We start from the raw sequence: 20,658 nt of genomic DNA, 5'->3' as shown, positions 1-20,658 counted from the left end.
ACGGGTTAACTAATGCGCGCCATATCGCTCGCCACAATCTTCGTGGCCATCGCCGGTTACCTGGTGATTTGGGTTGCCAGCAAGGGGCTGACCACCGCCGGGTACGAAGACTTCATGGTCTACTGGTCGCTGTTCTTCGCGATGACGGGAGTGCTGGACGGGCTGATGCAGGAGACAGCCCGGGCCGTCTCCACCCGGCGCGCAGTGGTGGGCGCCCCGCAGACTGACACTGCGCAGGCTGGCACGTTGCGGGCTGACACTGCGCTGGCGAACACTGCGCGGGCAGGCACCCCGCGCCCGTTCGCCCTGACGAGCTACATCGCCCTGGCTATCGGTCTGATAGCGCTCGTCACTGGACCGCTGTGGATCGGCCAGCTCGTGCCCGACCTGACCGGGTGGGGGCTGGTTCTCATAGCCGTCGGCCTGGCCTGCTATGCGTTCCAAGCGACGGTCTGCGGCCTGCTGTCTGCCAACCACTCGTGGCCGATTTTCGCCTGGTTGATGGCCATCGATTCCGGAGTGAGGCTGGCGCTGGCCGTCGTCGCGTGGGCTCTGGGCTGGCAGCTGCTGGCCTTTCTTTTCGTCACGGTGATCGGCGCGGCCACCTGGCTACTGATCCTCGCCTGCTCCCCCGCTGCTAGAGCCACCCTGCGCGACCGGGCGGACGTGCCCACCCGCCCATTCCTCTCGCGCACGGTCAAAGCGATGGTCGCCTCGGGTGCGAACGCCGTGATGATCACCGGCTTCAGCGTGCTGCTGCGCTACACCTCGGGTGCAGACGTCGGCCCCGGTGCGCTCGCCGCCACCATCACCGCCATCACGCTCACGCGCGCGCCGATCCTGGTGCCCCTCCAGCGCTTCCAGCCTGCGCTGATCGTGCACTTCACGAAACACCGCGAGCGCGTCCTGCGCGCCGCCGCGCTGCCCATCGCCGCGGTGGGAGCCGTCGCGGCCATCGGAGGTATTGCCGCCTACTTCCTCGCCGCGCCACTGATGGGGCTATTTTTTGACGCCGCCGTGATCTCCTCCCCCGCCACCCTCGGCTGGCTCACACTCGTATCCGGGGCTACGGCCATCCTGATGATTAGCGGCTCGGCAGCGCTCGCGGCGGATCGACACAACCTCTACACCGCCGGGTGGCTGATTGCGATTGTCCTGTCGACGGCTGTGCTCATGCTGGACTACTCCCCCGATACGCGCGCCATCTGGGCGCTGGCAGTCGGCCCGAGTGTGGGTGCTGCAGTGCAGCTGGGCGTGCTCGCGCTTGCCGCCCAGAGCACTACCCAGAGCACCACCCGAGCTCCCGGCCGAGCAAAGAAAACCGAAGCCTAGTTCCGCTGCTGCTCCGGGGTGGGAATGAACTTCTTGGAAGTCAGCGTCACCACAATAAGACCGATGAAGGCAACCACCGCACCGAAGCCCAACATCTCGGTGTAGGTGAACCAATCCTTCAGGCGCGACAAGATCATCGGGAAAAAGAATCCGATGTAGGTGATCGTGTAGAAGAAGGCAGTGAGCCCGCCGAGGTCGTCGGCGCTGGCGATGCGCTGCACCTCCGTCAGGCCGGTGATCAGGCATACACCATAGCCGGTGCCCAGGATGAGGCCGACGGCGACCGTTCCGGCCAGCGAGCCGACGTGAGCGGTCCAGGCAGCAACGACCATGCCGATAATCACCAGCACCAGGCCGATCTGCTGGGCCTGCGAGTTATTCGGGTTGATGTACTTGGCGGAAACCTGCTGGATGCCAAAGCCACAGGCCAGCGCGATGGCTGTGATGCCGGCCGAGAAGGCGATGGGATAGGGAACCTGATCCTGCGCCAAGCTCGGCATGATCGCATAGGCCACGCCCGCGCAACCGAAAACCCACGGGGCGATCGGAATCACGGCGGTGAGGAAGCGCGGGTGCCGCAGGGAGGGCACCTTGAGGTCCGACCAGAAAGAGCCCTCCATCTTGAGGTGCGCGTTCTGGCGGGTCTCCGGCACGCCGAGGATGCCGATCATGGACACGGCGCACAGCAGGATGCTGAGGATGTAGGGGGTCTGGCCCGGTGCGGGACCCCACTCCGCCAGCACGCCCGCCAGGGCAGCACCGACGGCGAATCCCAAGGTCAGAGACATGGTTGCACGGCGGGCGCCGGAACCCTCCTGCGCGCTGGGGTCGAACGTCGGGGTGGAAAGCTCCTTGATCCACGCACCGCCTGCGGTCATCACAATGCCGACGGCAAAGCCGCTGAGCAGACGACCGGTGAAGATCAGTGGCTCATTCATTTCACCGGCGGCGATGAGAACACTACCGACAAGGCTGATGATTGGGGCGGGAAGCATGACGACGCGGCGGCCGTAGCGGTCCGAAAGCGGCCCGCACAGCAGCAGGCCCGCCGCGATGCCGGCGGCGTAGCAGGCCAGGAGGGCATCGACGAAGACGGAGCCAAAGACGTTTTCACCCCGGTAGAAGACCATCATCGGGGTGAACTCGTTGCCCGCGTAGGCGACCGCCAACACGGCGAAAGCAACCAACATCCAGTACTTCTTCTCCGCGCGGGCCTTCGCCCCGCGAGTGGAAGGCGCTACCTTGCGGCTGCGTACGGCGTTGCTCTGCTTAATCTGCCCGCTTGCCTCGTTTTGCGCGTTCTGCTCGTTCTGCTCGGGCGTATCCACTTCCCGGTGATTCTCGTCAAATGTGTCCTCGGCCATAAGGGCAAGCCTAGTCACCCGATAGGAGACCACCAACGCAACGCTGCAGCTACCACGCTTTGTCCGATGATTTAGTCATAGATTTATTAGCAAATTTTCGAGTTGCGGATCACACTCTTGCGTATCCTTAATTTCATGTCACCAAACAATTCCGAGAACACGACCGAAAACACCGCAACGACTGATAGCTCGGTCACATCGAGCCCAGCCGATGGAATTGCTGACAAGTCTGGAAACAAACTCCGCCGCTCCACGTCGGCGCCCAAGACCTTGTCCACGGCTCCAACCGCTGAGACGCAGGCGTCAATAGCAAAGGCTCTACAGACCGTCCTCGACGGCGACTTCCCAGAAGCACGCGAGGAAACCCGCAGCCTGCTGGCAGACCCAGACATCCTGCCACGCACCGACCTGGACCTCGAGCAGTCCCGCGCCCGCACCACCGAGCACCTGCAGCGTGTGCTCGAATCCGGCATGCCAAACCACGCCTTCCGCGCCGACCAGGGCGGCACGGGCGAAACCGGCCGCTGCCTGACCTCCATCGAGATGCTGGGGCATGCCGACCTGTCGCTCATGGTGAAGTCCGGAGTGCAGTGGGGCCTGTTCGGCGGCGCCGTCGGCAACCTGGGAACCGAACGCCACCAGGAGATGGTGGGGAAGCTGATGAACCTCGAAGCTCTCGGCTGCTTCGCCATGACCGAGCGCGGACACGGCTCCGACGTGCAGCAGCTGGAGACCACTGCGACCTACGACGCGGAGACGCAGGAGTTCATCATCAACTCCCCCACCGCCTCTGCCGAGAAGTGGTTCATCGGCAACGCAGCGCGCGATGGCCGTTGGGCGGCAGTGTTTGCGCAGCTCATTGTTCCTGACACTAAGAACGCGACCGAGGCTGACGACGACTCGGCGACCGAGGCTGACGACGACGCGCAGGCTGAATCGCAGGGCGTGCACTGCCTGCTGGTGCGCATCCGCGAAGACGACGGCTCCCCCATCGACGGCGTGCGCATCGGCGACCACGGCCACAAGGGCGGGCTGAAGGGTGTGGACAACGGCACCATCAGCTTCGATAACCACCGCGTGCCCCGCGAGGCACTGCTGAACCGCTTCGCCGACGTGGACGAGGCCGGCAACTACACCTCCCCCATTGAAAACCCGAACCGCCGCTTCTTCACGATGCTCGGAGCCTTGGTGCGCGGGCGCGTGACCGTGGGAGCTGCCGCAGGCGCGGCCGCCCGCACCGCGCTAGACATCGCTGTGACGTACGCGAACCTGCGGCGTCAATTCGCTCCCGACGATTCGCTACCCGAAAACCGCCTGATCGAGCACCGTTGGCACCGCCTGCGCCTCATCCCGCGCGTGGCCCGCGCCTACGGCCTGCAGTTCGCCACGAACAAGCTGATCGCGCGCGTGCACGAGCTGGACCAGCGGGGCGTGGAACCGACCGAATACACCAAGGAACAGCAGGCCGACCAGCGAGAAGTTGAGGCACACGCCGCAGCGCTGAAGGCCGCCAACACCGCGCACGCCACCGACACGATCCAGGAGGCCCGCGAGGCCTGCGGCGGCGCGGGCTACATGGCGGAGAACCTGCTGACCACGTTGAAGGCCGACTCGGATGTGTTCACCACCTTCGAGGGCGACAACGTAGTGATGATGCAACTGGCAGCGAAGGAGCTGATGACGGGCTTCGCCAAGGAGCTCGGCGGCCTGAACCCGATGGAGATGGTGCGCTTCGGCCTGGATAGCTTCGGCAACCTGCTGCGCCGCCGCACCGCCGCGGACGCGCTGATCCAGAACCTGGTGGATACGTTCAGCGACTCCGAGGAGACCTCGCTGTTCGACCCGGCCTACCAGATCAACCTGCTGAGCGAGCGGGAGGACCGCCTGATGCGCTCCCTCGCCCGCCGCCTGCGCCCCGCCCGCAAGATGGATGTGGACGAAGCGGCGAAGGTAGTCGATCGCGCGCAGGATCACCTGCTGGCCGTCGGCTGGGCACACGTCGATCGCATCATCTTCGAGGCCTTCGTGGAGGCCGAGTCCAAGCTGGATTCAGAAGACGCGCAGCGCGTGCTGGAGCAGGTGCGCCTGGTGTACTTCCTCAGCTGCATCGTGGATAACGCCAGCTGGTACCTGGAGCAGAACCTGCTGACGGGTACCCGCACCAAGGCCGCCCGCGCCGCGCTGAACGACCTGGTGGATTCCCTGGGGCCCTGGTCGCAGACGCTGGTGGACGCCTTCGGCATCCCGGACCACATCACGGACCTGAAGCTGATGGAGGGCTACGAGGCGATGGTCCCCAAGTACGAGTCGGACCCCGCCGCGGGGCAGGCGGAGTAGTTACTCGGCCTCTTCGGACTGCGCGATGGCATAACCGGCAAAGCTAAAGATAATGGCTAGCGCCGCGCCTACCAGCGGGTTAGCCATCGCAACACCGGTGGCCACGCCAAACGTAGAGCCAACCATGGGGTAGGTCCATTCTTTCTCTGTGTAAGAAGCCATGTTCTGTGTCCTTTCCGTTGTGAGGTGCTTACGCCATCCATGGTGCTGGCAAAGGAAGCTCCCGGAAAGGGCATCTGGGAAACACGGTACGAAAGTAGACTCCCACCTACCGATAGCATGAAGGAAGCTGTGGCCATCAAAGAACAAGCATCGCAGGGCGTATCCGCGAAAACACCGATCGTGGTGTTTGCGTTGTGTGCCCTGACCTTTGCTTCCAACCTCGCACTCGCACCCGACGCCCTGTCCATCGCCCTGGTTCTTGTGGCGCTTGGGTTTTGCCTAGCCACCGCGCTAGGCATGCGTTATCCGCGCTGGGCAACTGCGCTCTTCCTTCTCACCTTCAGCGCTGCGATGCTGCTGCAAGTAGATGAGTTTCCCGCATTCGTATTCCTTGCACCCTTCTTCTGTGGCGTAATCGCCTTTGGGGGAAGACTTCTTCTCACCGTCGCGGTTACGCTCAGCGCGTTCGTGCTGGGCACCCTTGACCCGACAGTCACCTCCCCGCGAGACTATCTGGAAAGCCTCGCCCCCTCAGCGGTGTTCGCCTGGCTGATCTTCCTCCTTCTTGGGGCCGGCGCAGGATGGCTCATCGGCTACCTGGATCGCAGAAACGCTTTCCTCAACGACAGCTGGGAAGCAGACCTCGAACGCACCCGCCAGGACCTGGCGGAAACCCTCCACGATTCCGTGGCCGGCCCCTTGACCTCTGTGGTCATGCAAGCGGAGACGATGGAGCTACAGCTAGACGCGGAACCCGATTCGCAGCTGGACAGTGAAGCCATGCGTAAGGACCTACATACCATCGTCGGCAACAGTCGGGAGGCGATGGCGCAGAGCCGCAAACTCCTCGACCTTCTCCGGTCAACGGAACAAAAAATATCGCATGGCAAGCCCCCGTCTCGCGGCCAGTCGCTATCGGCTTTCACCGAGCGGCTCAAGCCCCATGGCTTTCGGGTGGTCTTCACCCAGGGCTCTCCGGCAAAAGACTGGTTGGCAAACCCCTCCGCTGCCACGCCTGCCAATTCCATCAGCCAGAGCCAATGTGCCACACTCCTCCCGAAGGAACCGCGACAGCGCATGCTGGTAGACCGACTCCTGATGGAGGGCGCGACCAACATTGTGAAATACGCAGCTCCAGGCAGCCCCGTTGTGGTTGCTGTGGAAAACCGTCCAAAAGTCCATTCGCTGTGTATCTGGAACGAGGTAGCAAGAAACGGTACAGATTCCCCTGCTCTACCCGCCGACTTATCCTCCAACCTCGGCCTGACCAACCTGCAGCGCTGGGCCAAGCGAACCAAGGGCTCGGTCAAGACAGAACAAGAAACCTACGGCTCGCGCACTTTTTGGCGGCTCAGCCTAAAGTCGGTATCACCATGAGTAACGCCCCTGCCACACGAATCCTCATTGTCGATGACGATGCCCGGGCGCTGACCGCCCTCCGCCACTACTTCTCTGTCGCCAAAGACATTGAGATCGTAGCCGAAGCCGAGAACGGCGCCGTCGCCCTCGAACAGATCGAGCGACTAGGGGGAGACCTCGACCTCGTGTTGGCGGACATCCACATGCCCGAGGTCGGCGGAATCGAGCTACTCCGCACCCTGCAATCCCAGGACAATCCCCCTGTGTTCGTCGCCATGACTTCCATGGACACCGACGAAACGATGCTGGAGATCCTCACCAGCGGCGGGGCGGGGTACATCATCAAAAGCGCCCGCCCCGTGCAATTCATCCAAGCCGTCCGGGACGCGATGAACGGCGGCACCGCCGTCTCCCCCGAGTGCCTTTCACGCCTCGTGGACTTTATCCCCGAACGCTCTGTCGGTGGGGCAGCTGTGCAGGCGGGGAAGTCGGCGTCACCAAATAAACAAGAGCAACCCGGCGCGGCGCCAGACCCGGAAAGCATCCCGGAAGGCGAGCGCACCACCCTGCAACTTCTAGTCCAGGGGCACTCCAACGCGGAGATCGCGAAGGAGGCGCTCTACGCGGAATCGACCGTGAAGAAGCACGTGTCCTCGCTGATGAAGCGCTTCGGGGTGGATTCGCGCCTGCGGCTAGCCATCAGCGCAATCCGCGCGGGGTACTAGCCTAAAACTCTTACGCGGGGTATGAAGACCGGTGTTCCGTGGCGCCTAGTCTGATCCGAGTCTGGTTCAAGGCCGGTCCAAGACTAGTCCAAGGCGGAGGCGCATTTGGCCACACCGTATTCTTAAGGAATGAGCTCTACCCCCTCCACCTCCTCAGATACCGCCAGTTCACACGCGAACTCGCGCACCGGCGATGACAAGCTAGGCAGTGACAAGCTAGGCGATGACAAGCTAGGCAACGGACTGAAGGTCCGCCACCTCACGATGATGGGCCTGGGCTCCACCATCGGCGCCGGCCTATTCCTGGGCACCGGCGTGGGCATCGAGGCCGCCGGACCAGCCGTGCTGCTGGCCTACATTGTGGCGGGTTTCATCGCGATCCTCGTGATGCAGATGCTGGGCGAGATGGGCACCGTCATCCCCGCCTCCGGCTCGTTCTCCGAATATGCAGAACACGGCATCGGGCGCTGGGCTGGCTTCACGCAGGGTTGGATGTACTGGCTCGCCACGGTGGCGGTACTCGGCGCCGAAATTACTGGTGCGGCGAGTTTTATGGGGGCTTGGTTCGGTATTGACGCCTGGATCCCCGCAGCCGTATGCGTGATTTTCTTCGGCGTGGTGAACCTGCTGCAGATCAGCGCTTTCGGCGAGTTCGAGTTCTGGTTCGCGTTCATCAAGGTGGCGGTGCTAGTAGCTTTCCTGGTCATTGGGTTCCTACTAGTCTTTGGTCTCCTGCCCGGGCATACCTTCATCGGCACTGAGGTGTTCATAGCCGACGGCTTTATGCCCAACGGTGTGGGCGGCGTGGCCACGGCGATTCTGGCTGTGGCATTCGCCTTCGGGGGCATCGAGGTCGTGGCCATCGCCTCTGCGGAATCCGAGAATCCCCAGCGCTCGCTGATCAACGCGGTGCGCTCCACCATCACTCGAATCTCGCTGTTTTACTTGGGTTCGGTGCTGGTGATTACCTTCCTGCTCCCCCACTCCTCCCTAGGACAGGCGGAAAGCGCAGCCGATAGCCCCTTCACTAGGGTGCTGAATCTGGCCGGGATTCCGGGCGTGGTCGGCTTCATGGAAGCCATTATTGTTCTGGCGCTACTGTCTGCCTTCAATGCGCAGATCTATGCCTCCAGCCGCATGATGTTCTCCCTGGCCAATCGTCATGAGGCACCCCAAATTTTCACCCGTGTAGACCGTCGAGGCGTTCCCGTCGCCGCGATCATTCTCTCGGTGTGTTTGTCCATCGTGATGGTGGTTCTGAACTACCTGGATACCGGTTGGCTACTGACGTTTATGCTGAACTCCGCGGGTGCCTCCCTGCTGATCGTTTGGACGTTCATCGTCGTCTCCCAGCTGCGTCTGCGCCACCGCCTGGAACAGCACGCGGGCGGCGCATTGCCGATCCGCATGTGGGGCTTCCCCTGGCTGACCATCGCCACGCTGGTTGTGTTGGCGGGGCTGGCGGTTCTAATGCTAACGGACCCGGGTTCCCGGGTGCAGCTGTTTTCTGCAGCGACGATGTTTGCGATCTTGGTCGTGGCCAGCTTCGCCAACTCCGCCATCCGTGGGTTGAGCCCCTTCGAGAAACTGGCCCTGCCCTCCTCCTTCCAATAGAGCTCGCCGCGGATGCACCAACAGCACGGCTAAAGGGGCAGGTAGTGACAGGTAGCGAAAGGAGGATAGGCTGGATCTAAATACGGTATCCAATTACGGTTCCCCGTCTTCCTGTCGGACGAGTGTCGCGCCCGCACGAGGACATCTAGAAAGGACTCCCCCGCATGATTCGCACCGCCATCATTGGCTATGGAAACCTGGGTCGCAGCGTTGAAAAGGTTATTGCCGACCAGCCCGACATGGAACTCGTCTGTGTGTTCTCCCGCCGCGATTCCCTCGATACGCAGGCCCGTGTGTTGCCAGCTGCGGACGTGGAAAAGCACAAGGATGAGGTGGACGTGCTCTTCGTCTGCCTGGGCAGCGCCACCGATGTGCCAGCGCAGGCCCCTGAACTGGCCAAGCACTTCACCACGGTCGATACCTACGACAACCACGGTGAAATCCCGAACTACCGGGCGGTCATGGATAAGTCCGCGCAAGAGGGCGACAACATTGCGATGATCTCCACCGGTTGGGATCCGGGCATCTTCTCCTTGAACCGTGTGCTCGGCGGCACAGTACTGCCGGGAGCCGACCAGATGACGTTCTGGGGTCCGGGGCTCTCGCAGGGTCACTCCGATGCGGTGCGTCGCGTGCCCGGCGTGGCCAAGGGTGTGCAGTACACCAAGCCGAATCCGGAGGCTATCGAGGCCGTGAAACGAGGCGAGGGTGCAGACCTGAAGGCCAACGAGTGCCACCTGCGCCATTGCTTCGTGGTGGCGGAAGAAACCGGCGATGTGGCGGCGGATGAAAGGTTGAAGGAGCAGATCCGCGAGGCAATCGTGACGATGCCGGACTACTTCGCGCCCTACGAAACGATCGTGGAGTTCATTTCCGAGGCCGAGTTCGAGCGCGACCACCAGGGCATGCCACACGGCGGGCAGGTAATCACCCGCGGCCAGGCGGGCACTTCCGGTCACGTGATTGAGTTCGGCCTAGAGCTGGAGCGCAACCCCGACTTCACCGCTGCGGTGCAGGTGGCCTACGGCCGCGCCGCGTGGCGCATGCGCCAGGCTGGCGAGACGGGCGCCCGCACGGTCTTCGAGGTAGCACCTTACCTGCTTTCTGCAGAGCCTCTGGACGATCTGGTAGCCAAGAAGCTATAAGCCCCAACGCAAAACCCGACCTCCGCCTGCTGGCATTCCCGCAGGTTGGCCGGTCACCGGGTTAAGAAAGACTGCCGTAGTATGGCGCGTCGGAGTTCTGAGCGCCAACTAGGCCGTAAATAACGGCCCAGATGAGTCCCAGCGGTGCAAAGAGGGGGAAGCGCAGCCAAGCCGGGGTGTTTTCGAAGATTGTGTTCAGTGAGCCAAGCGGGGACTTGGTGTTCGGAGTTTCTGCAGCCTGTACTTGGGTGGTGGGGGTGTGGTTTTCGGCCTGGGCAGGTGCGGCGAGACCTGCGGTGACAGTTACGGCGGTAACGCCGGCGATGAGCGACTTGCGAATCTTCATTGGGGAAGAATCCTTTCTGAAGGAGTTTTGTTGGAAGTGCTTTGTTTACCCAAACGCTTATAAGCGGCGAAACGTTAGCAGTCGCTAGCAATCAAAATGTCCCACAGCAAACTGTCAAGAATGCTATGGGACATCACATGGAGCCGCTTGCGAGAATCGAACTCGCGACCTTTTCATTACGAGTGAAACGCTCTGCCGACTGAGCTAAAGCGGCGCGTACATTAAGTACGAAGCGTTATCCTAGCCGACGCAAACCCTGAGCACCAAAACGCCACCTGGGGTTAGCCCGGATACCCGCTAGGCCACCCCACAGCACTGCTGCAGGCGCCCCGCCATCGCATCCAGCGCCACCTCAGGCCGCACGTTGTACCCCAGCACCTCGCGGCATTCCATCACCGCATCGATGCAGCTCACCAGCGCCGACGCACTATTACGCCGCGCCAGTTCCTTCGACGTCGCCGCCATGTCCGGGTGCTGGTGGCCGCCCACCGGCACGCCATCGCCTTCCACCGCGCCCGCGGCCTGCAGCATCGCATCGCGGTACAGCCCGGCAATGTCGATCAGCGCCAGGTCAAGCGAGTCGCGGGTTCTTCTGGTGCGCCGGTTCTTCTGTTCTTTTTCTAGCTCTTTCATTCTTCCGGACGCCCCCCGCTGAGCCTTTGCAGCACCCTTGCCTTTCGCGCCCACGCCGAGGCTGCTCTCCAGTTCCTCACGCTCCCGCTGATCCAGCTTTTCCAGCTCGCTGGCGGCCTCTTCCTCGGCTTTCTTCACCAGCTCGGAGGTGAAGCGGTACAGCGCGTTGGGTTCGTACACCAGCTGCGGCAGCTTCAGCGCGGTGGCGCGTTTGGTGCGGGCGGCCTCGTCGCTGGCCAGGTGGCGAGCCCTTCCAATGTGTCCGGCCGAGACGTCGGCGGCCCATTGGGCTTGGGTTTCATTGAGGCCTAAGGTGGCGTCACTAAGCAAAACCCCCTTGACCGCCGCCGGCGAGGGAGTGGGCACGTACACGTGGCGGCAGCGCGACCGTAGGGTGATCGCAATATCCGAAGGGTCGGTCGAGGGCGCGCACAGCAGGAAGACGGTGCGGGCGGGCGGCTCCTCGACGGACTTCAGCAAAGCGTTGGCGGCGGCATCGTTCAGGCGGTCGGCATCTTCCACAACCACCACGCGCCAGCGGGCGACGGTGGGCATGTTTGCGGCCTCGTGGATGGCGCCGCGGATCTCGTCGACCGTCAGCACCACTCCCGTGGTGGAGACCCACAGGATGTCCGGGTGCGTGCCCGCGGCCGCGCTCCGGCACTGGTCGCACTCGCCGCAGCCACCGTGCGGGCACACCAACGCGGTGGCAAAGACCTTCGCCGCGATGGACCGCCCCGAGCCGGGCGGGCCGGTAAACAGCCACGAGTGGGTCATCGCCTGCGGATCCTCCACAGCCCTCTGCAGCGGGCGGCGGACGGACTCCGCGGTGATGCGCCCGAAAACCCCCGGCGCCTCTTCGGCGGCGGTGGCCCGGGTAGTGGCCGCGGTGGTGGCCGGCGTGGTTTCCGTCATGGTTACTCAGTGTAGCTACCGACAAGGACAGACGAGGACAGGGCAGACGCACCCGGCGCGGGACGACGTGCGTTAATCTGAAGGGCATGAAACAACTGCTGCGCTACCTCTCGTGGGCCTGGGGAACCTCCTGGCCCTTGTACGCAGCAACCGTTCTGGCCACGAACGTCATCGGCGCGACCGCCGTGGCGACATTCCTGCGCTTCTTCATTCCGCTGCCCGCCGCGCGTGAGCTGACGAGCCCGGATACCACCATCGCCTCTCTGTACTTGATCTATTTCGGGGTGGCCGTGGTCGCCGGCATTGCGATGACTTTGTACTTTTTCGCTCCCGTGCTGCGCTGGCAGCGCACGCCCCAGGCCTACGACCCAAATATGGTGCGCGACCTGGTGCTACGCATTCCGTTGCTGCAGACCGTCACGGGCATTGTGCTGTGGGGCATCGGGGTGGTGCTGTTCACCGTCGTGGCCTGGAGGCATAGCACCGAGTGGGGCATAACCGTCGGCGTGACCGCCACGCTCGGCGGCATGATGGTGAGCCTGATGACGTACATGGAGGCCGAGCGCCTGGTGCGCCCGGTCGCCGCGAAGGCGCTAGCCAAGGGCGCGCCGGATCACTCGCGGCTCTCCCCTCTTTCGCATCGCCTGATGACGACGTGGGCACTGACCTCCGCCGTGCCCGTGCTGGGCATGGTGCTGCTGCTGTTCGCTGCGGCCACCGAGTTCTATCCAGAAGACTCCGGCGGCATCATCCCGGCGATGCTGGCGCTGGCGCTGACCACCCTGCTGACCGGCTTCATGGGCACCATGTTGTTCTCCATGGCCGTGGCCGACCCGATCCGCGAGCTGCAATACGCCATCAACCGCGTGCGTCGCGGCAAGGTGAACACGGACGTGCGGATCTACGACTCCTCGGAGATCGGCGTGCTGCAGGCCGGCTTCAACGAGATGATGCGCGGTTTGCAGGAGCGCCAGCGGGTCTCGGACCTCTTCGGTCGCTATGTCGGTACCGAGGTCGCCCGCCGCGCGCTGGAGGAAAAGCCGGAGCTAGGCGGCGAAACTCGGCACGTGGCTGTGCTCTTCGTGGACGTGATCGGCTCCACCGGGTTTGCCACGGAGAAGGAACCGCAGCACGTGGTTAAGGCCCTCAATGAGTTCTTCGACCGCGTGGTGGAGGTCGTGCACGCCAACAAGGGCATCATCAACAAGTTCGAGGGTGATGCCGCGCTGGCCGTATTCGGCGCACCTCTGCCGCTGGACGATGTAGCCGGCCACGCACTAGCCGCCGCCCGCGAGCTAAAGGCGAAGCTGCAGGGCCTGGAGTTCGCTGCGGGAATCGGCGTGGCCGCCGGTTCCGTCGTCGCGGGCCACATCGGCGCGAAGGACCGCTTCGAGTACACCGTCATCGGCGACGCTGTGAACCAGGCCGCCCGCCTGACGGATCTAGCGAAGAAGACCCCCGGACAGGTGCTGACAAGTGCCGTAACTTTGCGCGCAGCCAACGAGGCCGAGCAGGCCCGCTGGACCATGATGAAGTCCGTGGAGCTGCGCGGCCGCCGCGAGATGACGCAGATCGCTCGTCCCATCCGCGCGACCTTGGCCGACCGTTCGGAGGCTTAGGCTCCGCCCCGTACTGCGGCGATGGGGAGGTTTCTTTTCGACGCCACCTCGTCCCACCACGCCGCCGTCTTCTGCCCCACTGCCGCGGCCAGCTGCTCGGCGGTGATCCCCTTGGATTGCATCTGTTCGGCCGTGGTGCCCTCCGGCAGCAGGCCTTCGGCGTGCAGCGCCTCGATGAGGCCGACGAAGAAGTGCGGTTCCAGCGCGGCGATAGCCACCCAGCCCCCGCACTCGGCCTGGTAGAGGCCGTAACCCGGCAGAAGGCCACCCAGCAGGGTGTCCGGGCCGGTCAGGCGGAAGCGGGCGGGTGTGGCGAACTCCGTGGCCATGTCCGCCAGGCCGACCTCGTGGTAGCTGCCCTGGCCGGTGGCGCTAGCCTGCCACAGGGCGGCCAGCGCCTGCGAGACGGCGCGTTCCGCGCCCGCCAGGTCAGCGATAGGCACCACGGGCATGACGGGCTCATCGCCGTTAAAGGAAAGGGTGCCTGCGTGTGCTTCATAGGTCAGGTCGTGGCCGGCGACGTCGACGTGCTCTCCGGAGTGGCCAACGATCGCCACCTGCGCCAGCGACGGGTAGCGCGCGTGGAGATCTTCCCAGCCGAGCCCCAGGCGCTGCAGCGAGGCAGGGCGGGAGCTCGTGAGCAGCAGGTCCGCCTCTGCCAGCAGTTCGTGTAGTTCCTGCAGGCCGGATTCCTGCTTCAGGTCGATGCTGCGCACCTCCTGCCCCTCCACCAAGTGCTGGTAGTAGGGCTCGCAGTACAGGCGCATGGGGTCGGCAGCCTTGCCGGGGCCTTCGACCTTGATGACGGTGCCGCCGAGCTCATGCAGGCGCTTGGCGGCAACGGGACCCGGCAGGTTCGGGGCCAGGGTGACGACGGTGAAGTTCGGGAGCTGGTGCATGCTTATGAACGTATCAGTTCCCAACCAAAAGTAAGGGCGATTTAGCGAGACTTCTTCACCGTGCGCTTGGTGAGCGTCGGTGGCTTCTTCGCCGTCTTTTTCGTCGTCTTCTTTGCGGCCTTCTTGGTCGTCTTCTTAGCCGACTTCCTTGCGGCCTTGCGGCTCGACTTCGCAGGTGCCGAACCCTCGGCTGCCTGCTTGGCGCGCCGCTCCGACAGCAGCTCATTCGCGCGGGCGTCAGTCATCGTCTCCGGAGTATCGCCCTTGCGCAGGGAGGCATTGGTGGTGCCATCCGTGACATAAGCGCCGAAGCGACCGTCCTTGACGGTCATCGGCTTGCCGGACACGTCGTTATCACCCAGCTGCTTCAGCGGCGGCTGCGCGGCCGCGCGACCACGGCGCTTCGGCTCCGCGTAGATGCGTCGAGCCTCGTCAAGGGTGATCGTGAAGATCTGCTCCTCGTTCGTCAGCGAACGGGAATCCTTTCCCTTCTTGAGGTAAGGGCCGTAGCGGCCGTTCTGAGCAGTGATCACCTCGTTGTCGCTCGGGTCGACGCCCACCTCGCGCGGCAGGCTCATGAGCTTCAGAGCCTCTTCCAGCGTCACGCTGGCTGGCTCCATGCCGCTGAACAGGCTGGCGGTCTTGGGCTTCAGCGTCTCCTCGACGATCTGCTTGACGCGCTTTTCCTTCTGCGCTTGCGCGGTCTTGGTCTCGCGGCTCAGCGGCTTCTTGCCCTCTGCCTCGCGCTCGCGATCCTGCTCATCGCGCTCGGCCTCCCAGACCTTCACGGCCTCCTCGGCCACGCGGGATTCCTCGTCCTCGCCGAGCACCTCGGTGACGTAAGGGCCGTAGCGTCCCTCGCGGGCGACGATGGTGCGCCCGTTGGCCGGGTTGGTGCCCAGCTCTCGGCCGCCCTGCGGGGTGGCGAAGAGCTTCTCGGCCACCTCCAGGGTCAGCCCGTCCGGGGTCATGGATTCCGGCAGGTTGGCGCGCTGTACCTCCGGCTCGGTGCCCTCCGGTGCCCCTTCCGGCACCGGCTTGATGCGCTCCAGGTAGGGGCCGTAGCGGCCCACGCGGACGACGATCGGCACGCCGTTCTCATCATCGAAGATGTGCAGGGAGTTCACCCGGCGGGCGTCGATCTGCTCCAGGTTGTCGCCCACGATGTGCTTCAAGCCACCCAGTCGGGGCACGACCGCACCCGGGGCATCCGGGCGGGAGCTATCGCCGAAGTAGAAGCCCTTCAGCCAGTTCACACGGTCCTGATCGCCCGCCGCGATGGCGTCCAGCTCGTCCTCCATCGCGGAGGTGAAGTCGTAGTCCACCAGCGCGCCGAAGTTCTGCTCCAGCAGGCCGACGACGGCGAAGGCCACCCACGAGGGCACCAGTGCGTTGCCGCGCGGCAGCACATAGCCGCGGTCCTGGATGGTGCGGATGATGGAAGCGTAGGTCGACGGGCGACCAATGCCCATCTCCTCCATCTTCTTCACCAGCGAGGCCTCCGTGTAGCGGGCCGGCGGGTTCGTCGAGTGGCCGTCGGCGGCCACGTCCCGCGCATTCAGCTCGTCGCCCTCGGTCAGCTGCGGCAGGCGCTTCTCCGCGTTATCGGCCACGTCGCGGCCATCGACGGTGCGGCTGACCTCCACGTAGGCCTTCAGGAAGCCCGGGAAGGTCAGGGTGCGGCCGGTTGCGGTGAACTCGCAGGTCTCACCCGACTTCGCGTCGCCGGCGACGGTGACCTTCATGGACTGGCCCTTCGCGTCGGCCATCTGGGAGGCCACGGTGCGCTGCCAGATCAGCTCGTAGAGCTTGAACTCCTCGGCATCCAGCTGGTTGCTCAGCTGGCCGGGGGTCTGGAAGGTCTCGCCCGCCGGGCGGATCGCCTCGTGAGCCTCCTGCGAGTTCTTCACCTTACGGGAGTACTGGCGCGGGCCATCGGCCACGAACTTCGCACCATAAAGCTCCTTGGCCTGCCTGCGGGCGGCCTCGATACCGGCGGTCGACAGGGTGGTCGAGTCGGTACGCATATAAGTAATGTGGCCGTTTTCGTACAGCCGCTGCGCAATGCGCATCGTGCGTTCCGAGGTGAAGCGGAGCTTGCGGCCAGCCTCCTGCTGCAGGGTGGAGGTCATAAACGGCGGGTACGGGCGGCGGGTGTAGGGCTTTTCCTCCACCGCCGTCACGGCGAACTCCTGGCCCTGCAGCCCGTCGGCCAGGGACTTCGCCTTCGCCCCATCCAGCACAAATGTTTCCTTGGCACCGGCTTTCAGCTTGCCGTCGTCGCCAAAGTCACGGCCCTGGGCCACGCGCTTGCCAGCGACCGTTGCCAGCCGTGCTTCAAAGGAGTCCGGGGCGGCGTCATCAAGAGAAGAAGAAACAGCATCTACCACGCCGAACGTGGCGCTCAAGCCCCAGTACTCCGCGGCGACGAACTTCATGCGCTCGCGCTCGCGCTCCACGATCACGCGGGTGGCGACGGACTGCACGCGACCGGCGGACAGGCGCGGCATGACCTTCTTCCACAGCACCGGGGAAACCTCGTAGCCGTACAGGCGATCCAGCACGCGGCGGGATTCCTGCGCATCGACCAGGTCGTAATCGAGCTCGCGAGTGTTCTGCGCGGCCTCGAGGATGGCGTTCTTCGTGATCTCGTGGAACACCATACGGCGCACCGGCACCTTCGGCTTCAGCACCTCGAGCAGGTGCCACGCGATAGCCTCACCCTCACGGTCGGGGTCCGTCGCCAGGTACAGCTCGTCGACCTGCTTGAGCTTGGCCTTTAAGTCGGAGACCTTCTTTTTCTTGTCCGGGCTGACGACGTAGAGCGCCTCGAAATCTTTATCGACGTTGACGCCCAGACGCGCCCACGGCTCCTTCTTATACTTGGCCGGTACGTCCGCCGCGCCCCGGGGAAGGTCACGGATGTGCCCGACGGAAGCCTCGACGATGTAGTTCGGCCCCAGGATCGGGGCGATCTTCTTGGCCTTCGTCGCCGACTCAACGATCACTAGACGCTTGACGTCATCGTTTGCCATCGGTTGATTTCACACATCCTTCAAAATTTAAAGTTTGCCGGGTGCCATTGTTTATACAGGTTTTTTGCAATGGTTCTTTCCGGGGGCCACTTACGCATTTCTAAGCGACAGTACGCGGTTTACGCAATTTATTTGCAACCGGGGTGGGCGCGGCCTTAACCGGCGAAGCCCCCGCCGGGGCGCGAGGTGCACCGCGGAGGGGGCTTGCTAAAACCCTACGGGTTTTAAAGAGCCGTGACGTTCTGAGCCTGCGGGCCCTTGGCGCCCTCGCCGATCTCGAACTCGACCTTCTGGTTCTCCTCGAGGGTGCGGAAGCCGCTGCCCTGGATCTCAGAGTAGTGGACAAAGACGTCGGAAGATCCGTCGTCCGGGGCGATGAAGCCAAAGCCCTTCTCCGCGTTGAACCACTTGACGGTTCCCTGTGCCATGAATTTCTACCTATCTTGTTGAATCTGTCCGGCGCAAGTCTTCTGCGACCACCAAACGCCGAGGTCGGAAGATACTTCGTTTCCAACCCAATCGGCCCAAAACCCAACGAGACCCCACCTCACGCCGAGGCGAGCGGAAAAGTTCCGAGGATTTTAATAACCACACGACAGTCTGCCACGTTGCGGGTTAAACATTCGGGCGAGTTTGGATTCCGCAGGACAATAACTTGTATCCACCCCCTAATGGGTCTAGAACTACTGTTAATGTCCGACCCCACGCCCCCTACCCCAGACTCAGCGCCCGACGATCCCGCAAGCGGCACGGCAGGCAGCCCGGCAAGCAGCCCAGCGAGCAGCGCGGCGAGTAGCGCGGCGCCGTCGTTCGGCGAGGAACTTCTGGCCGATCTGACGCCCGAGTTTCCGCGCTCCACCGTCACCCATACGCGCACCATCCCCGCCCGCCCATCGCAGACGGCGCAGTGGCCGGACTGGGCTGACGAGACTCTGGTGGAATACCTGCATGAGCAGGGAATTTCTACCCCGTGGTCGCATCAGGTGGAGACCGCGAACCACGCGCACGCGGGGCGGGATGTGGTGGTTGCCACCGGCACGGCGTCCGGAAAGAGCCTCGGCTACCAACTCGCGGCCTTAAGCGACCTGGCTACGGCGAGCACCGCGACGGCCCTTTATATTGCGCCGACGAAGGCCCTGGCGCAGGACCAGCGGGCGGCGCTGGCGCGAATGTGCGCGGGCGCGGCGAACCTGAATGACATCATGGTGGCCACCTACGATGGCGACACTCCGCCCGAGACGCGGCGGGTGATCCGCGACCAGGCGCGGGTGATTGTGACGAACCCGGACATGCTGCACGCCTCGATCCTGGGGAATCCGCAGTCGTGGAGTCGGCTGCTGCGCACACTGCGCTATGTGGTGATCGACGAGTGCCACGTGTACCGCGGGGTGTTCGGCGCGCACGTAGCGATGGTGCTGCGCAGGCTTCTGCGGCTGTGTGGGACGGCTCCGACGATCGTGTTGGCGTCCGCGACCAGCGTGGATCCGGCCGCGCACGCACGCCGGCTGACGGGACGGCCAGACGTGGTGGCGGTGACGAAGGACGGAGCGCCTGCGGGCGAACGGACCGTCGCGCTGTGGGAGCCCGGATTCCTGCCGGACGTGGAGGGCGAAAACGGCGCGCCAGTACGACGGGCGGCGAACTCCGAGGCCGCGGACGTGATGGGGTTGGCGATCGCCCAGGGCGCGCGGACGCTGACTTTCGTGCGCTCCCGGCGCGGCGCGGAGGTGGTGTCCGTCGCCGCCGCGGAGAAGCTGGCGGCGCTGGGGCGCAGCGCGGATGCCGTGCGGGTGGCGGCCTATCGCGCGGGCTACACCCCGGAGGATCGCCGCGAGCTGGAGCGTCGCTTCGACAACGGCGAGCTACTGGGCATCGCCTCGACGAATGCACTGGAGCTGGGCATCGACGTCGGCGGACTGGATGTGGTGGTGACCAGCGGCTTCCCCGGCACGATCGCCAGCTTTAGACAGCAGGCCGGGCGTGCGGGCAGGCGCGGCCAGGGTGCGCTGGTGGTGTTGGTCGGCGCGGATGACCCGATGGATACGTACCTGCTGCACCACCCGGAAGCTTTGCTGGACCGGCCGGTGGAGAATACGGTGTTCGACCCGACGAATCCCTACGTGCTGGCGGACCACGTGGTGTGCGCGGCGGCGGAGAAGCCACTGTCCGAGACGGAGATTACGCACTGGGGTGCGGAGCGAGTGGTGGAGCACCTGCTGCGCCAGGGCGCGCTGAAGCGCAGGCCGCGAGGCATTTTCGCGGACCTGAAAGTGGCGGAGCAGGTGCATTCGCAGGTGTCGATCCGCGGCGGGGCGGCGGCCCAGGTGGCGATCGTGGAGGCCGATTCCGGCCGACTGCTGGGCACGGTGGATCAGTCGCGCGCGACGTCGGACGTGCACACGGGGGCGGTGTACATGCACCAGGGCGAGACGTTCGTGGTGCAGCTGCTGGACCTGGAGGAATCCGTGGCGTGGGTGCGGCCCGAGTTCCCCGAGTACACCACCCAGGTGATCCGCGATACCGACATTGCGGTGCGGCGCACCCGGGGGACGCGCAAGGTCTGCGACGGGGTGTGGCTGGCGGATGTGGACGTGGAGGTTTCGCATACCGTCAGCGGTTATCGGAAGCGCCTGCCGGGTGGCGAGATTTTGGAGACCGTACCGCTGGACGTGCCGCCGGAGTCGCTGCGCACCCGCGCGGTGGCTTATACCGTGGACCCGGACGTGCTGCTGGATCTAGGGCTGCCGGAGCCGACGTGGCCAGGGACGTTGCATGCTGCTGAGCATGCGGCGATCGGCCTGTTGCCGCTGATCGCGACGTGCGACCGCTGGGATATTGGTGGAGTTTCTACCGCTTTGCATGCGGATACGGGCCTGCCGACGGTGTTCGTGTACGACGGTTATGCGGGCGGCGCGGGCTTCGCCGAGCAGGGCTTTGCGCGCTTTGCCGAGTGGATGGCCGCCACCGCCGAGACCGTGGAGACCTGCGAGTGCGAGTCCGGTTGCCCGTCTTGTGTGCAGTCGCCGAAGTGCGGCAATGGCAACGATCCGCTGTTCAAGGCGGGCGCGGTGTTGTTGTTGCGGGCACTGGCCGGGGCGGCGGGTTAGTTCACTGTTTTTCTTTGGGACGCCCACATCCCGGCTTGCCTAAGAATATACTTTTCCGCATGAAGT

The 20,658-nt window shown here is 64.3% G+C and carries 15 protein-coding genes and 1 tRNA gene; 8 read left to right on the top strand and 8 right to left on the bottom strand.

Annotated features, from left to right (window positions below; genetic code table 11):
* Window positions 1-12: 12 nt before the first annotated feature.
* On the top strand, window positions 13-1,332 hold the full coding sequence (locus HMPREF3166_RS04105) for a hypothetical protein (protein WP_070487796.1): 1,320 nt from the start codon (window positions 13-15) through the stop codon (window positions 1,330-1,332).
* Here HMPREF3166_RS04105 and HMPREF3166_RS04100 read toward each other — a convergent pair.
* Window positions 1,329-2,696 (bottom strand): MFS transporter, encoded by a 1,368-nt coding sequence (locus tag HMPREF3166_RS04100; protein WP_070487795.1) that lies wholly within the window; start codon window positions 2,694-2,696, stop codon window positions 1,329-1,331. The two genes, HMPREF3166_RS04105 and HMPREF3166_RS04100, sit on opposite strands and share 4 nt — an antisense overlap.
* Window positions 2,697-2,831: 135 nt before the next feature.
* Here HMPREF3166_RS04100 and HMPREF3166_RS04095 point away from each other — a divergent pair, with 135 nt between their 5' ends.
* Complete coding sequence (locus HMPREF3166_RS04095) at window positions 2,832-5,033, top strand: acyl-CoA dehydrogenase family protein (protein WP_210383914.1); 2,202 nt, start codon at window positions 2,832-2,834, stop codon at window positions 5,031-5,033.
* Here HMPREF3166_RS04095 and HMPREF3166_RS10185 read toward each other — a convergent pair whose 3' ends face one another.
* Window positions 5,034-5,195 (bottom strand): hypothetical protein, encoded by a 162-nt coding sequence (locus HMPREF3166_RS10185; RefSeq protein WP_155271071.1) that lies wholly within the window; start codon window positions 5,193-5,195, stop codon window positions 5,034-5,036.
* A 129-nt stretch (window positions 5,196-5,324) separates the two neighbouring features.
* On the opposite strand from HMPREF3166_RS10185, the gene HMPREF3166_RS04090 reads away from it, so the two are divergent.
* From HMPREF3166_RS04090 to HMPREF3166_RS04075, 4 genes are all read left to right on the top strand, one after another.
* Window positions 5,325-6,572 carry a histidine kinase gene (locus HMPREF3166_RS04090; RefSeq protein ID WP_070487794.1) on the top strand — a complete coding sequence of 416 codons (1,248 nt, stop codon included), beginning with the start codon at window positions 5,325-5,327 and terminating at the stop codon, window positions 6,570-6,572.
* Entirely contained in the window at window positions 6,569-7,279 is a 711-nt protein-coding gene (locus tag HMPREF3166_RS04085) for a response regulator (RefSeq protein ID WP_070487793.1), read from the top strand. The genes HMPREF3166_RS04090 and HMPREF3166_RS04085 overlap by 4 nt, the downstream gene beginning before the upstream one ends.
* Before the next feature lie 264 nt (window positions 7,280-7,543).
* A complete protein-coding gene (locus tag HMPREF3166_RS04080; protein ID WP_246816924.1) occupies window positions 7,544-8,893 on the top strand; it encodes an amino acid permease in 1,350 nt (449 codons plus the stop codon).
* 164 nt (window positions 8,894-9,057) lie between these two features.
* Window positions 9,058-10,038, top strand: coding sequence for a diaminopimelate dehydrogenase (locus HMPREF3166_RS04075; protein WP_070487791.1), 981 nt, complete (start codon window positions 9,058-9,060; stop codon window positions 10,036-10,038).
* A gap of 61 nt (window positions 10,039-10,099) precedes the next feature.
* Here the strand turns inward: HMPREF3166_RS04075 and HMPREF3166_RS04070 are convergent, their stop codons facing one another.
* The 3 genes from HMPREF3166_RS04070 to HMPREF3166_RS04060 form a co-directional block, all read right to left on the bottom strand.
* Complete coding sequence (locus HMPREF3166_RS04070) at window positions 10,100-10,384, bottom strand: hypothetical protein (RefSeq protein WP_070487790.1); 285 nt, start codon at window positions 10,382-10,384, stop codon at window positions 10,100-10,102.
* A gap of 138 nt (window positions 10,385-10,522) precedes the next feature.
* Window positions 10,523-10,598 (bottom strand) — tRNA-Thr (locus tag HMPREF3166_RS04065).
* 83 nt (window positions 10,599-10,681) lie between these two features.
* Entirely contained in the window at window positions 10,682-11,932 is a 1,251-nt protein-coding gene (locus HMPREF3166_RS04060) for a DNA polymerase III subunit delta' (RefSeq protein ID WP_035002904.1), read from the bottom strand.
* 86 nt (window positions 11,933-12,018) lie between these two features.
* On the opposite strand from HMPREF3166_RS04060, the gene HMPREF3166_RS04055 reads away from it, so the two are divergent.
* Window positions 12,019-13,551: an adenylate/guanylate cyclase domain-containing protein gene (locus tag HMPREF3166_RS04055; protein WP_070487789.1), complete on the top strand. Its 1,533-nt coding sequence runs from the start codon at window positions 12,019-12,021 to the stop codon at window positions 13,549-13,551.
* Here the strand turns inward: HMPREF3166_RS04055 and HMPREF3166_RS04050 are convergent.
* The 3 genes from HMPREF3166_RS04050 to HMPREF3166_RS04040 form a co-directional block, all read right to left on the bottom strand.
* A complete protein-coding gene (locus HMPREF3166_RS04050) occupies window positions 13,548-14,450 on the bottom strand; it encodes a CoA transferase (RefSeq protein ID WP_070487788.1) in 903 nt (300 codons plus the stop codon). The genes HMPREF3166_RS04055 and HMPREF3166_RS04050 overlap by 4 nt on opposite strands.
* A gap of 41 nt (window positions 14,451-14,491) precedes the next feature.
* Window positions 14,492-17,485, bottom strand: coding sequence for a type I DNA topoisomerase (topA, locus tag HMPREF3166_RS04045; protein WP_070487787.1), 2,994 nt, complete (start codon window positions 17,483-17,485; stop codon window positions 14,492-14,494).
* Between the two features lie 224 nt (window positions 17,486-17,709).
* A complete protein-coding gene (locus tag HMPREF3166_RS04040) occupies window positions 17,710-17,913 on the bottom strand; it encodes a transcription antiterminator/RNA stability regulator CspE (protein WP_005292238.1) in 204 nt (67 codons plus the stop codon).
* Window positions 17,914-18,177: 264 nt separating this feature from the next.
* On the opposite strand from HMPREF3166_RS04040, the gene HMPREF3166_RS04035 reads away from it, so the two are divergent.
* The gene (locus HMPREF3166_RS04035) at window positions 18,178-20,592 is read left to right on the top strand and encodes a DEAD/DEAH box helicase (protein ID WP_083293811.1); all 2,415 of its coding nucleotides are present in this window, start codon (window positions 18,178-18,180) and stop codon (window positions 20,590-20,592) included.
* Window positions 20,593-20,658: the final 66 nt, after the last annotated feature.

The sequence above is a fragment of the Corynebacterium sp. HMSC08A12 genome (assembly GCF_001807485.1).
GTDB classification, from domain to species: Bacteria; Actinomycetota; Actinomycetes; order Mycobacteriales; family Mycobacteriaceae; genus Corynebacterium; species Corynebacterium evansiae.
Note: the sequence above shows the minus strand (reverse complement) of the source record. Positions and strands in the feature narration are given on the sequence as shown.

Excerpts from the sequence above, each read along its gene's own strand:
- HMPREF3166_RS04050 (WP_070487788.1), bottom strand. The coding sequence starts at position 14,450 with ATGCACCAGCTCCCGAACTTCACCGTCGTCACCCTGGCCCCGAACCTG.
- HMPREF3166_RS04035 (WP_083293811.1), top strand. The coding sequence starts at position 18,178 with ATGTCCGACCCCACGCCCCCTACCCCAGACTCAGCGCCCGACGATCCC.
- HMPREF3166_RS04055 (WP_070487789.1), top strand. The coding sequence starts at position 12,019 with ATGAAACAACTGCTGCGCTACCTCTCGTGGGCCTGGGGAACCTCCTGG.
- HMPREF3166_RS04080 (WP_246816924.1), top strand. The coding sequence starts at position 7,544 with ATGATGGGCCTGGGCTCCACCATCGGCGCCGGCCTATTCCTGGGCACC.
- HMPREF3166_RS04040 (WP_005292238.1), bottom strand. The coding sequence starts at position 17,913 with ATGGCACAGGGAACCGTCAAGTGGTTCAACGCGGAGAAGGGCTTTGGC.
- HMPREF3166_RS10185 (WP_155271071.1), bottom strand. The coding sequence starts at position 5,195 with ATGGCTTCTTACACAGAGAAAGAATGGACCTACCCCATGGTTGGCTCT.
- topA (WP_070487787.1), bottom strand. The coding sequence starts at position 17,485 with ATGGCAAACGATGACGTCAAGCGTCTAGTGATCGTTGAGTCGGCGACG.
- HMPREF3166_RS04075 (WP_070487791.1), top strand. The coding sequence starts at position 9,058 with ATGATTCGCACCGCCATCATTGGCTATGGAAACCTGGGTCGCAGCGTT.
- HMPREF3166_RS04100 (WP_070487795.1), bottom strand. The coding sequence starts at position 2,696 with ATGGCCGAGGACACATTTGACGAGAATCACCGGGAAGTGGATACGCCC.
- HMPREF3166_RS04070 (WP_070487790.1), bottom strand. The coding sequence starts at position 10,384 with ATGAAGATTCGCAAGTCGCTCATCGCCGGCGTTACCGCCGTAACTGTC.
- HMPREF3166_RS04085 (WP_070487793.1), top strand. The coding sequence starts at position 6,569 with ATGAGTAACGCCCCTGCCACACGAATCCTCATTGTCGATGACGATGCC.
- HMPREF3166_RS04060 (WP_035002904.1), bottom strand. The coding sequence starts at position 11,932 with ATGACGGAAACCACGCCGGCCACCACCGCGGCCACTACCCGGGCCACC.
- HMPREF3166_RS04105 (WP_070487796.1), top strand. The coding sequence starts at position 13 with ATGCGCGCCATATCGCTCGCCACAATCTTCGTGGCCATCGCCGGTTAC.
- HMPREF3166_RS04095 (WP_210383914.1), top strand. The coding sequence starts at position 2,832 with ATGTCACCAAACAATTCCGAGAACACGACCGAAAACACCGCAACGACT.